This is a genomic window from Verrucomicrobium sp. BvORR034 (genome assembly GCF_000739635.1).
GTDB lineage: Bacteria > Verrucomicrobiota > Verrucomicrobiia > Verrucomicrobiales > Verrucomicrobiaceae > Verrucomicrobium.
In genome coordinates this window covers 1-14936 of sequence record NZ_BATQ01000180.1, presented here as the reverse complement: position 1 = coordinate 14936, position 14936 = coordinate 1, and the positions used below count along the sequence as shown (strand labels likewise).

3 protein-coding genes are annotated in these 14936 nt (G+C 63.0%); all 3 read left to right on the top strand.

Annotation, left to right across the window (positions count from 1 at the left end):
- Positions 1-11 precede the first annotated feature (11 nt).
- Complete coding sequence (gene vccA / locus BV034_RS31805) at positions 12-4310, top strand: Verru_Chthon cassette protein A (RefSeq protein WP_050030970.1); 4299 nt, start codon at positions 12-14, stop codon at positions 4308-4310.
- Between the two features lie 69 nt (positions 4311-4379).
- Positions 4380-12440 carry an autotransporter-associated beta strand repeat-containing protein gene (locus BV034_RS31800; RefSeq protein ID WP_050030969.1) on the top strand — a complete coding sequence of 2687 codons (8061 nt, stop codon included), beginning with the start codon at positions 4380-4382 and terminating at the stop codon, positions 12438-12440.
- A gap of 81 nt (positions 12441-12521) precedes the next feature.
- Positions 12522-14936 (top strand): autotransporter-associated beta strand repeat-containing protein (locus BV034_RS31795; RefSeq protein WP_265593693.1); only part of this gene is annotated, 2415 nt, incomplete at its 3' end.

Sequence of the window (14936 nt, the reverse complement as noted above, 5' to 3'; positions counted from 1 at the left end):
CTGCTTGTTTCATGAACTCAAAAACACATCTGCACATCCGGGGCCGCCGCCAGGAGGGCACGGCCCTTCTGCCTGCACTCATCATCGTGGGCATGGTCACAGTGATCGTGGTGTTGTTCTTCAACATGTCCACGGTGCAGTTGCGCTCGTCCTCCAGCCACGCCGCAGCGCATGACCTGACGACGTTGCAGGACATGGCGGTGAATGCCGCCATCGGCCAGATGCGTCAGGCCACCACAGAGTCTGGCACCCTCTGGATCTCCCAACCCGGGGCCATGCGCACCTATGGTCTGAACACCGGCACCTCCTCCCGCATTTACAAGCTCTACAGCTCCCAGGAGATGGTGCTCAACGCCGCCGGAGTGAGTGATCCCGCCTCCCTGAACCTGGAGAACGACGTCCCGGGAGACTGGGACACCATGCCCGCCGTGTTTGCGAATTTGAATGAGCCCGGCACGGATGAGTCCGGCAACTTCAGCTTTCCCATCATCGATCCCCGGGCGATGGACAGCGCCAATCCCAGCTATCCCGGAAGTCTCACGCCGGAGGGCTTTTCGTATGACACCAAGCTGGCAGTCAGCAAGGGCACCCTCAATGGGGTGAAGTCCCCCGGAGCAGCCGCTTCATCGCAGCGCCTGCCCATGCCGGTGCGCTGGATCTATATTTTGCAAGATGGCAGCATGGGCGTCATGAGCCAGGCGGCTTCGCCCAAGTTCCTGCCTTTCAGCGGCCACAAGATGGCCAGCGCCGCAAACCCCATCGTCGGCCGGATCGCCTTCTGGACGGACGATGAAACTTCCAAGATCAACATCAACACCGCCTCTGAAGGGATGTTCTGGGACACACCACGGTGTGTGACCCCGCGGGAGGTGGAGTTTGCCCGCAACGTGCCTGTAAGGAACGAGGTGCAACGCTACGGCGGCCACCCAGCCACCACCTGTCTCAGCACCCTTTTTTATCCTGGAGAGCGCCTGCTGCCGTCCAACTCGGACCACGCCAACAAGCTGCGGCAGCTCTATGCGGTGACCCCCCGGGTCAATGCGAATGCAGGCCTGCTGGTAAACCCCAACCCTAACAATACCCCCAATTTCACCCCGGTGGAATATGACACGGACCGCCTTTATGCATCCGTTGACGAGTTTCTCTTTGACGATCCATCCGATACCAGCGCCGCGGCACTGGCCTTCACCTCCCGTCAGACGCAGACGCTCCTGGGTGGCGATGCGAACCGCCTCAAGCGCCTCCGGTTCCTCATGACCGCGGAGAGCCGGGCTCCAGAGACCACGCCTGCCGGTTTCCCCAAGGTTTCCATCTGGCCTGTCGCCTACCGTCCGGAACCAGCAAACAACAAGCGCACCTCCTTCGACAACGTCTCCGCTTACGCCAGCACGCTGGGGCGTCACCCCTACCACTTCCGCCGCAGTGGTGCCGCCTCCAACATGGACGACTTCTCCAACTACTACAACAAGGAGGACAGTGACTACTACAAGTTCGGCATGATCCACAACAATATGCTGGCGCAGTACCTCATCGAGGAGGTCAAGCTTGCCAATCTGGGCTACGCCAAATCCTTTGCGCAGAAGTATGATGAGCGCACCGGCTCCCCTACGTCGAAGGCCTTCAACATCGGCTCCAGCCTCATTCAGATGCTGGAGTATATCCGCGGCACCAATGCCAACGACAGCACGCACTCCACAAAGAACTCCTCGCCCCGTGTCCCTGTAGATGCCTACTCGCAGGCCTCCGCCAACTGGATCGGCACAGACACACTGGGGCAGGTGGCCGCGGTGGACATGTCCTACTACAGCCCCCCGCTCAATGACGACAACAAGACCCTGAAGCGCAATACCAACGACGATGGCAACGATCGAGTGTGGACCACCGGCATCGGTCGCGAGTTCACGGTCTCCGAGTTTGGCATGGTCTTCATCCTTGCCGCAGAGAACCCGCTCTCCGGCACCAAGACCAATCCCGACCTCGTCACCCTGCTGAATCTCCAGCCGGGTCAGAAGGCCATTCAGGTCGGCTTCGTGGCGGAGGGCTTCTGCCCGGGTCAGGGGTACACCATGATCGCCCCCAGCTCCTCCTTCAACGTCTCCTCGTTGGACAATCTGCGAATCACCACCACCTTCGGCACCCGCGAGCCCGGAGGGGAAATCATCGAGCCGCCCCTCAAGCAAAAGCCGGATGACGGTGCCGCCACGCCTGTGAACTACCGCAGCAAATGGGGCACACTGCTGCACAACGTCTCCCATCTGCAGTACCTCTGCAAAATCAAGCCCGTGGAAACGCCGCTGGTCGGGCGCAACACCACCGGGGACTGGTGGACCGGCTGGGGCGGCTCTGGCGGCTACTGGATGTACGCGGACAGCGACACCAACGGTGCCGCCACCGCGACTATGGTGAACGATCTGGACGTGGCCGCAGACGCCCTCACCAGCCCGGCCAAGTACAGCCGCGGGTATTTCCTCGTTCCTTCCAGCGCCACCCAGATGACCGTGTCCAGTGTTCGTGGCGGAGGCGTCATGACAGATCGCTGCCTGGAGATACAGGTGGGTAACCAGCGGAATGGAGACTACGGCAGCCGTCGTCTCCAGGTGGAGGTTCCGGCCAACATGGTCGTCCCTGTCCCCACCAAGCCCCTTGAGCTGGCCTTCACCTTCAGCAAGCGCTACAAGAATGCCCGCACCTTCAGCGGCAACCGCTTCGGCAAACCTGAGCTTATCGATGGCAATGACGTGGTCCGTACGTGGGTCGTGCGTCATGGGGACTATCGTCTCGGTTATGTCCGGCTGCGTGAAGGCGCTGGCGCGGCCGGCGTGGATGCCGCGAAACGTCTCTTCGCTCCCCATCCGGGCTGGGATCCCGCCTCGCTTTCCGGCACCGCGCTCACCACCTCGCAGACCGTGGGGCAGTACCACTCATTTACCAAGTCGGGTGGCAAGCCCCACAAGACCGGCAAGCCGGGTACCTTGTTCGTGCCGGGCAAGGAGTTCTCCCCTACTTGGGGAAATGGTACCACCCAGTCCCTCCTGGTGCCCGCGGCGGACTACAACAACATCACCTCCACCTCCCCCGCCACCAGTGACTATCGTCCCGACTTCACCATAAACGGAGATTCGGCGACCTTCCGCGCCAACGTCCCTGCCAATTACCCCTACACCGTCAAGCCATGGGAGACGCGGGACTGGGACAATGGCACCGGCATCGCTCCCGACGGCGCCTATTGGAACAAGCCAGACGACGGCGCGCGCGTGTATGACGGCAACGTGCCGCCCTACTTCACCGCAGCCCCATGGGACGGTGTGAACATCAACAGCCGCCCGGTCAACCAGACCACCGCGCCCAATCAGCTCATCCCCTCACCGGTCATGTTCGGATCGCTTCCCTCGGCATCCTCCACCGGCATTCAGTGGACGACGTTCCTGTTCCGCCCGGACATCACGCCGGGTGCCAGCGGCGGCGCGCCTCCCGGGCACCTCGGCTCCAAGGACCACAGCACCGGCGGCAACATGGTGGGCGCCCCGCCAGACCACGCGCTGCTGGAGCTCTTCTGGATGCCGGTCGTCCAGCCATACCCCATCAGCGAGCCTTTCTCCACGGCTGGCAAGATCAACCTCAACTACCGCATCGTCCCCTTCACCAACATCAAGCGGGCCACGGGGCTGCACGCCGTCCTGAAGTCTGAGGAAATGCTCGCCATCCCCACCACCGCAGGTCCGTCTTACAAGGACTACAGCAAGCTTCTCCAGAACAACAACTGGCGTCACTACATCGATGCCGAGAAGACCCTCGTGCAGTGGGAGGAGAAGTTCGACTCCGGGAAGTTTTTCATGAACCCTGGCGAGGTCTGTGAGCAGTTCCTGGTGCCCAAGGACCAGGGCATCACCTCTAACACAGGCACCATGCTGCGCTCCTCCATGCGCAACTTCTGGGGCAATCACCAGCTCACCGGGGACAACACGATGGAGCGCCCCTATGCCAACATCTACCCGCGGGTGACCACGCGTTCCAACACCTTCCGCGTACACTACCTCGTCCAGACCCTCACCAAGGCCCGCTCCACCGATCCTGAATCCTTCGTGGACGGCACCGACGTGGTCTCAGGCGAGAAGCAGGGAGACGCCCTGGTCGAACGCGCCATCGATCCCAATGACCCTGCCTTGAAGTACGATCCCGCCGAGCCCGGCAACGTGAGTGCCGACTACGACTACATCACCAAGGCCACCGGTGGCAACCTCAGCGCGGCCAAGTCACTGGACACCCTCTACACCTGGCGCATTCGCAACGTGCGGCGCTTCAACCGTTGATCGCTCCCAGGTCAACACCGGGCCCACCATCGCCACGCTCCCTCTAAAAATCCCCCTCTCTCTCTTATCATGAAACAACGGTCGACCACCTCCCGCCTCCGTTACCTCGCCTCTCTGTTTTCCACAGCCCTGGCCGTGGGCATGACGTCTGGCCCCCGGCAGGTGCTGGCACAGGCCACTTGGGATGCAGGAGGAGCCGCCACCAACTTGAACTGGGGAACCGCCGCCAACTGGAATCCAGACGGTGTCCCTACCAACACCGCTGCCGTGACCTTCGGCGCCACTGGCAGTGCTGCCTCTGCTGCCACGGTCACCAGCATTGTGGAAGCCAGTCGCACCATTTCATCCCTCAGCTTCAACCAGATCGACGCCGCCCAGTTCCACCGGGTGCAGATCAATGCCTCGCAGACTTTGACCATCAACGGCACCGGCTCCCTCAAGGTGGGCTCCAGCGCCAGCAACGCGCTGATGAACACCTCGGTCGCCTTCTCCGGCCCGGGAGCGCTCAACGTCAGCAATACAGACGGCAACATGGAGATTGGTCTCGCCTTCGGCACGATCAACTCTGGCAGCAACCACAGCGCCAGCCTGGATCTTTCCGGGCTCGGCTCCTTCACTGCGAATGTGGGTGATTTGAGAATCGGGTACGGCTCGCTCACTGCCGGCACCTTGACCCTTTCCAACACCACGAACTCCATTACGGCCAATACCATCCACCTCGGGAACAGCGCCACGGCCAACACCGCCAACAATGCCGGGGTGAGCGTGGTTAGCTTGCTCAACCTGGGCACCGGCACCAACACCATCCGGACCAACACCCTCAACATCGGCACCTCCAAGGCGAGCGGCACCCTCATCGCCCCCACAGCCGGCGGGACCTTGACCCTGGGCGGCAAGACCGGCGCCACCACCAACATCACCATTGGCAGCACTGCCGGTACTGGGGGCACCACCGCCACGCCCACGGGCATCATGGACCTGCGCGGCGTGACGGCGAACGTCACTGCCGGTGCCCTCGTTCTGGGGCGGCGCGACGGCACCAGCAGCACCACTAACAACGGCGCAGGCGGAGCCTCCGGCACACTCTACTTTTCCGCAGGCACCTTCACCGCGAACAGCGTCGAGCTGGGCCGCAAGACCAACACCACCACATCGGCGAGCGTCGGCCTGGCCTCTGGCAGAATTTTCATCAGTGGCGGCACCTTCATCGTGAATGCGGGTGGATCCTTCAGCCTCGGCTATCAAGAGGGGAAGGGGTCTTCTGAAGGCATCCTCGAGCTCACGGGTGGCACCCTGATCAGCAATACCGACATCATTGATGGCGGCGGGAACACCGCCACCACCATCAATCTCTTTGGCGGCACGCTGGACATGATGGGCTTCGCGATCGGTGATGGCACAAACAAGATCAACACCCTGGATTTCAGGACGGGCACCCTGAGGAACATCGGCCAGATCAACGGCGGTGATGCGCTGATCAAGAACACGGCCGGCGTCCTCACGCTGGAAGGCGTGAACAGTTACACCGGCGGCACCAACATCTCCGTAGGCACTCTGGCCGTGGGTGCGGGCAGCATTTCCGGAAACCTCGGGTCCGGGAGTGTGACCGTGGAGAGCACCGGCGTTCTTTCATTTAACCGCCGGGACACCTATGATCTTGCCAACATCATCACCGGCACTGGTGGCACCATCCAGCAGGACGGCCTGGGGAACACGCGCCTCTTGTCCGTCAACACCACCTCCAACGCCAGCTACGTCGCCAACCAGGGCATCCTGACGGCCGTCAATCTCAACGCCCTGGGCTCTGCCGCGAATGTGAACGTCGCCTCAAGCGGCAAGTTCTACTTTATGACCGACGGCCTGACGCCAGCCACGATGGCTGCCGCCAGCACCATCACCGTGGCCAACGGAGGCACTCTGGGAGTGGCGTTTGGAGACACCATGACGACAGGTTCACTGGTAGGGGCCGCTGCGGGGACGATCTACTTCGACGTGCACTCCCGGGCAGGTCTCGCCCCAGACGGGACTTACACCATCTTCACCTCCACGGCCAACCTCCCTGGAGGGGTGAACTACGACATTCGGTTCTATGGCTTGACCAACTCCATCGTCGCCTCCAGCCCGGTGATTGGGACCAATTCCATCACCGTCACCATGGCGGCCCTTCCGCCTGAAGTTCTCGCCCAACTGCCGGAGGTCCTGTACTGGAAGGGCGGCTACGTCGGAGCTGAGAGCGTCTGGGCAGTCTCCAATGGCGTCCTGGATCAATCTCTGGCACGCAGCAACTGGGCCGTCGTCCGCAATGGCGATGTGCTCTACCCTCTGGCCCCCGTTGGCTCCATGGATGTCATTTTCTCCGTGGACAGCGCAAATGCCGCCTACATGGCCAACACCAGTCTGGGTGCAGACGTGGCGGTGAAAACTCTTTCTGTTGACGGCCAGGGCAGCGGTTCAGCAGCCACCGCCGCCGTCGCGGTCAATGACGGCGTTTACAAGCTCACCATTACCGGAGGCGACTCCACCAGCACCGTCAGGACCCCGAGCATCTATGTCGCCTCCAACACCGGCGGCCTCACGTTGAATGTGGACGTGGCCCTGTCTGCCACGCTGCCCCTGCTCACCGTCGGGATGACGGATGGCTCGCAACTGGGTGTGGGCGCCCTCACCATGTCCGGCGTGGTTTCAGGAAATGCCTTCACGAAGCGTGGGGCAGGCTCCCTGACCCTTTCGGGGCTGGAGGCCAACACCATGACCGGCGTCACCCGTATCGAGCAGGGCACCACAGTGCTCGCCAAGACGGCCGGCCTCAACGCCATCACTGGCAGTGAACTGTACATCGGTGAGCAGACCCTGTCTGCCACCGGCCTGTTCGCCATCGTCAGCCTGGGCGCAGCCGAGCAGATCGCGGACGCCGTCGATGTCACCATCTACACCGGAAGCACGTTGAACATCAACGGCAACAACGAGACGATCGGCGCGCTAAATGGCACCGGCACCGTCACCAGCAACGGGACGACCACCGGCATCCTGACGGTGGGAACGGGAGACAAGAGCTCCACTTTTTCCGGAGTGATCTCCAGCACCACCGCCCTCACGAAGGTCGGCACCGGCACGCTCACCCTGGGCAGTGCCACGGCCAACGGCTACACCGGCGCGACGAACATCCTGGGAGGGACGATCCTCTATGCCAACAACAACGCTCTTGGCGCAGGTGCGGTCACCGTCAGCGGCGTCTCCACCGTTTGGAACATGAACGGTTTCTCGGACTCGGTCGGTGCCGTCACGCTCTCAGACGGCGCGCAGATCACCGGGGAAGGATCCACCCTCACCGCCACGGGCACCTACACCGTGCAGAACGGCGTGATTTCTGTGAACCTGGCCGGTGCCGTGGGCTTGAACAAGAACGGCGACGGACTCGTCATCCTCTCGGGCAACAACACCTTCACCGGTGCCGTCACCGTCGGGGGCAGCGCCGCCAGCATCCTCCGCATCACCAGCAGCACCGCGCTCGGCACCGGCAGCACCACCACGATCAACGGCGATGCCAGCAACCTCGCCACACTCGAGGTGGCGGGTGACATCCTGGTCAATGAAAACGTCGTGCTGGCAGCGCGGCAGGGGGCCTCTGCCAACGCTGCAGCCATCCGCAACCACAGTGGAAACAACGTCTGGGCCGGGAGCATCACGTTCACCACCGGCGGCAGCAACTATAACATCGAGTCCCAGTCCGGCACCCTGACCATCACCGGCCAGATCTCCGGCGGCACCACCACCGGTGCGGGGCGCTTCTTGCAGCTCTATGGAGATAGCGACGGCGTCGTCAGCGGGGCGATCATCAACGGCCCAGGGACCGGAGGGGTCCCGCCCTCAGTGAATGTCTTGAAGACCGGCACGGGCACCTGGACCTTGTCTGGCATCAACTCCTACACCGGCACCACCGCCGTCAATGGCGGCACACTCAGGGTGACAAACAGCAGCGGCCTGGGGGCCACCTCTTCGCTCAGCGTGGCCACGGGGGCCGCCTTCCAGTACAGCCCCGGCGCGACCAACAGCAACATCACCGTCGGCAGCCTCAATCTTGCGACCGGCAGCACCATTGGGGTGGGGCTGGGCAGCGCCATCGTCTCCACCGGTGCCGCCACCACCGCAGGCACCATCACCCTGGACGTCATCGGCATCTCCGGAGCCACCTACACAAACTCCACCTACAACGTCATCACCGCCGCCAGTGGTCTGGACACCGGCACCTACACCCTGGGCAAGCTGTACAACCTCACCAACTTCAGGGTCAACAGCATTGGCAAAACCGCAACGAGCGTCTTCTTGGACGTGTCAGCAGAGGAGGAGCTCGCCACCGCCTGGTGGAAGGGCGGATTCAGCGCCTCGGATGGCAACGTCTGGGCCATCACTGACGGATCCACGAAGAGCAACTGGGCGTCAGATGCAGCAGGAACGAATACGTCACTGACCCCCGGAGCCAGCACCAACCTCATCTTCTCCGCGGCGGGGGCCGTACAGCAGGCGGATCCCATGACGCTCGGTGTCAGCATGAGCGTGGCGTCCCTCACGGTGAACTCCCCCAGCGCCGTATGGCTGCAAGACGTCGCCAACAGCCTCACTTTCACAGGGACCAATGCCATCACGGTCAATGCGGGTGCAGGAGCCGTCACGCTCGACGCCAGCGTCTTCTTCAGCAACGCCGCCCCCGTCGTCAATGTGGCCGGCAGCAGCGGTGGCCTCCTGCTGAGCCGGGTTCGCGGAAATGCCTTCACCAAGACAGGCACCGGTGCGCTCACCCTGAACGGCAGCCTCGCCAACGACTACGCGGGCACCTTCAAGGCCTACGAGGGCCTGGTGACGCTGGACAAACCCACCAACGTGGCGGCGATCACCGGCAACCTTGAGGTGGGCGACAGCGGCGGATCCACCGCCACGGTCAGACTGGCTGCCGCAGAGCAGATCGTGAACACTGCAGACGTGACGGTCAACAGCGGGGGCACGCTGGATCTCAACGGGTTCAATGAATCGATTGACGGCCTCAACGGCTCGGGGATTGTGATCACCTCCAGCGCCAACGCCACCCTCACCCTCGGCGCGGCCAACGAGGCCGCCGCCGTATTCAACGGCTCCCTTCGCAATGGTGCAGGAGTGCTCTCAGTGGTGAAGACCGGCACCGGCACCCAGACCCTCGGCGGGCAGAGCGCTTACAGCGGGAGCACGGCCATCAACCAGGGCACGCTGCGCGTGACCACCACGGGCGCCCTGGGTACGGGAGCGTTGACCTTGGGCACGGGTAGCAATGCAGGGCGCCTGGAAGTCGCCGGCGGCATTCAGACGGTGCGCAGCATTGCCTTCAACAGCAACAACGTGGCGGCCATCAACGAGGTGGTGATCAGCAGCGGGGCGAGGCTCACGGTTGCCGGCACTGCCACCGGCACCAATGCCATGACCGTGGGTTTTGCCAGCTCCGGTGCCCAGACCACCGCCAGATTCTCCGGCGGAGGGGCGCTGGTGATCAACAACGCCGTGTCCAACAACAATGACATCATCATCGGCTCAGGCTCGGGCGGCAGCCCTGTGGCCACCCTGGACATGTCCGGCCTGGCCCGCTTCGATGCCACCGTGCGGAATTTTGACGTGATCAACTACGCGTCAGGCACCTTCCCCAAGTTCAACATCATTCTGGCCAAAGACACCCAGATCACCGCAGCGCGCTTTGTCGTCAGCAGCACTGACGGGTCTCCTCCCCAGACCGGCAACACCTTCCTGCTGGGGCAAAACACCGTCTTCAACGCAGACACCATCATGCTGGGTGCCGGCCGCGCCAGCTTCAACCTGGACATGAACACCGGGCTCACCGGCACGCCCACCTTCAAGATCCGCGCCACCAACGGCACCGGCCGTGCGACCCTGGTTCTGGGCAACAACTCCGGCCTGTACGGCGGGCGGATCGGCGGTTCCTCGAACCCCACCGTGGCCGCCAACATGAATGGCACCCGCCTGGACTGGCTGGTCTCAGACCTCGTGCTGGGCGTCTCCCAGTCCGTGGCGTCCAACCTTCTGGGCCACGGGATTGGCATCGTGAACTTCGACACCGGCAGGATCGACGCGACCAACGTGTACCTCGGGCTGGGGCTCGACGTCGCCAGTGCAGGCACAGATCCCAATGACGGCACGGAGACCCATGGCACGATCAACATGGGGGGCGGTACGTTTGTTGCGGCCAACCTTTCGATCGCGGAAAACCGTGACGGCAGCGGAGGCGTCAATGGCTTCATCCGCGGGCAGATGAACATCTCCGGTGGCACGGCCCACGTCACGGGCAACATCACGATGGGGTCTCATACGTCCACCAGCACCGGCGAGTCCATCGCCGGGCTCAGCCTCACGGGAGGCACACTCACGGTGGACGGCAATCTACAGGAAGGGGCGGGCACCGTGACGCTGAACAAGAGCACGGTCACCTTGGATGGCGGCACCCTGGACATGACTGTGGGTACCATCAATGTGGACACTTTCAACGCCGTGTCAGGCACGCTGAAGAACGTGGCCCAGATCAATGCCGACGGTGCGCTGGCCGCATTGAACAAGACCGGAGCGGGCAAGACGCTGAACCTGACCGGCACGAATGCCTATACGGGCGCCACGACCGTGAGTGGGGGCACCCTCTGGGCCCGCAGCAGCACCGCCCTGCAAGGCACAGCCTCCCTGACGGTGAACACCGGTGCCGCGTTCCGCTACACCGCAGGAGCCACCGGCAACAATCTCACCCTCAAGTCTGGCGCGGGGTTCACCCTGCAAAACGGCTCCACGCTGGGAGTCGAGCTGGGCAACCAGATCATCGTGCAGGGCGCTGCCACCACGACAGGTGCCACCGTGACGGTGGACGTCTTCGGCGTGGCGGGTGCCACCTATGCGGCAGGCACGCATACCGTGGTCTCCGCCGCATCGGGTTTGAACGGCGGTTCCTATGTGCTGGGCAACTTCTACAACCTGTCGGGTTTCACCGTCACCGGAGTCGGCTCGAACGCCACCTCCGTCTGGCTCAACGTCGCCGCCGCCACCGCTTTGACAGATGCCTACTGGAAGGGGGGCTATGCGGGCGGAGCCAACGTGTGGGCCATTTCAAACGGCAGCACCGCCAGCAACTGGACCACGGACAGCGCGGGAACCGGGACCACTGGCCAAGTCGCGGGTGCGAGCACCAAGGTGATCTTTTCTGCCACGGGAGCCTCCAACCAGACGGACATGCGACTGGGCGCGGACATGGCAGTGGGCAGCCTGGAGTTCAACAACACCACTGCGGTGGCGCTGAATGATCTGGACAATAAACTCAAAGTAAACGCAGCCAACGCCATCACGGTGAACGGCACCGGCGCGGTCACACTGAACACTCAACTCACCCTGGCAGACAGCCAGGCGGTGGTGAATGTCGCAGATGCTGCCGGAGTGCTCAATCTCCAGGGGTCCGTGACGGGCAACGGCCTGACGAAGACAGGTACAGGCCGCCTCAACATGGAAGGAACCAATACCTTCAGCGGGGCCATGGCCCTGAATGCGGGCACGACCTACCTGAATGGCGTCACGACGATGAACTCGTTGAACGTCGCGGCGGCAGCCCGGCTGGAAGCCTCCGGCAACATCACCAGCACCAACGCCATGTCGATCTCGGGAACCCTGGCTGTGGGGAACGAATCCCTCGCGACGCCGGTGATCAGCAACCTGAGCCTCACCGCGGGCACTGGCGGGGTCACCTTCCAGAATGGCAGCGTGCTCACTTTCGACCTTTTCACAGGCGCCGGAGCGGGCGGCGGGCAGTCCGACATGCTCGCTATCACCGGCACCTTGACCATTGGCTCGAATGTGTCCCTCCAAGTGGACACCAACGGGATGACGACTTGGGCCGCAGGCGATTCGTGGAAACTGTTCGACTGGACCGGGCTAACCTCCGTCAGCGGGAGTTTTGTTACAGCCGATCTGGATGCAGTGCTCAATGGCACCGGCCTGAACTGGGACTACAGCGCCCTGTACACCTCCGGCATCATCACCGTGGCCGTGCCCGAACCCTCCCGCGCATTGCTCATGCTGGCCGCGATGCTGGCGCTGGGCTGCCGTCGCAGGCGCCGGTAAAAAATGGAGAGCATCTCCCGTTTGTTCTTTTTCCACAAAGGTCCAGGACTCCCCGCAAATCCCCAATCCATCCTTCTTTCAATGCTTTCATCATTCTTGAAATTCGTCTGCCAGCGCAGAAGGGCGCTGGCGGCCTGCCTTGTGACCACCCTGGCAGCCTTTTCCTGTGCCGTGCCCAATGCGGCGGCCCAGCAGAGCTGGGACGCGGGCGGCTCGGCCACGAACCTGAACTGGAGCAACCTGCTGAACTGGAGCACTGACACCACGCCCGAGGCCAAGGCGATCACGTTCAACTCCGCAGGCGTGCTGGCCGCCGGCACCACTTCCAGCATTGTGGATCAGAGCTATTCGATCACCTCGCTCGCCTTCAACTACTCCAGCAACACCGGGCTGGGACATACGCTGCAGATCAATACGGGGCAGATCCTGACTCAGACGGGCGGGACGACCATTGGGGGTGCTGCCGCCACGGATGGAGTGACCAATCTCAAGGTCACTGGCGATGGCTCCTGGGTGATCAACGCCGCCAGCTCCGATTTCAATGTGGGGAACACAGTGGCCAGCCGCCCCCTGAATCTGGATATGTCCGGACTCGCGACCTTCTCCGCCAACGTCACCAACTTTTACATCGGCTCAGGGTCTGTCCAGACCCTGGCCACGGTCAACCTTGCCAAGTCCAGCACCGTCACCGCCACCCTCATCCGGATGGGGGCCTCCAGCGACACCGGCACCACTTCAGGCAGCGTCGTCAGGCTGGGCCAGAGCACGACTTTCAACGCGGACACCATCGTCATCGCCACTGGTCGCACCTCCATGACCCTCGGCTTCCAGAATACGGCCACGAACCCCGCCTTCACGATCCGGGGCAAAGCCGGAGGCACCACGCGGGCCAACCTCACGCTCGGGGGCACTGGCAGCACCAACCCGCTCATGGCCGGTGGCTCCTCATCGCCCAACGGCATTATGGACCTGCGCGGTGGCACGCTCGACTTCATGCTCGGCACCTTTGTCATTGGCAATGCGGGCGCGGCCAATGCAACCTCCGGCGGCATCGGTTATGGTCTGGGCACATTCTCCTTCAATTCAGGCACGATTGACGTCACCAACCTCGTCGTCGCCCGGACGCAGAACATCACGACGGTGACCGTGCCAGGGTCGCAAGCAGACAATGTGCATGCGACCTTCAACATGGAAGGGGGCACCATGACGGTGGGCACCCTGTCCATCGCAGAGAACCAGGACGCCAGCAGCGGCGTCAATGGGAACAGCAGGGGCGTCTTCAACCTCACCGCAGGCACGCTGAACGTCACCGGGGAGCTGGTCATGGGCAGCCACACCAGCACCTCCGCCGGCTACTCATCTGCGACCCTCAAACTCACCGGCGGCACCCTTACGGTTTCAGGAAACCTCAGTGAGGGGCTGACGGGCGACAACCGCAGCACGCTGGAGCTGACCGGCGGCACGCTGGACATGACGGACGGCTACATCAATGTGGACACGCTGACCCTGCAAAGCGGCACCCTGAAGAACGTCGCCCAGATCTACAACGGTGCCATGACCGTCACCGGGCTGGTCAAGACCGGCACCGGCACCCTCATCCTGGAGGGCACCAACACCTACACCGGCGTGACCAGTGTGAACGAGGGCACTCTGCAGGTGGGCTCCGGGGGCAGCACCGGCACCCTTGGCTCCGGCACAGCCTCCATCCTCATGGGCGCAACCCTCGCCTTCAACCGGAGTGACATCTTCACCGTCACCTCGAACCTTGAAGGGTTTCAAGGAAACCTCCGCATGGACGGGACCGGCACCATGGTCATCAGCCAGGCAAACATCAACCTGAACACGACCAGCGTCTCCGTCAACACCGGCAGGCTTTCCGTCACGCATGCTCAAGGCCTCGGCAGCACCGCAAACCTCACGGTTGCCACCGCCGGCAAGTTCCGGTTTGCCACCCCTGGCACCGCGGGAGCCACGCTCTCCCTGAACTCGCTCACCCTCCAGGCAGGCGGCATCCTGGAGATCGGCGTGGGGGATACCATTGCGGGCGGGGCCCTCACCACCGCAGGCGTCACCACCATCAACGTCTTGATGAAGGCCGGTCTGCCTCCCTCCGGTCCCTTGCCGGAGAGCACCTACCTCTACACCCTGCTCACCAGCACCAACGGGGGCGTGGGGACCCTCTCGCCCAACATCCGGTTCTATGGACTTACCAACGCCCTGGTGACCAACACGGTTCAATCCGCCAACTCCCTGGGTGTCGAACTCTGGAACGTGGAGTCGCAGGTGCCCACAGAGCTCTACTGGGTGGGCGGCTTTGCCGGCATGGAAAGTGTCTGGGCCGTGTCCAACGGCCTGCTGACAGGCGGCCAGAGCAACTGGGCTGCAGACCGCAGCGGGTCCATCATGGTCGGCATCGTCCCGGGGGAAAACACGAACGTCATCTTTTCCGCAAACGACGTCACCCCCTCCTACATGCAGAACATGGTGCTGGGCTAT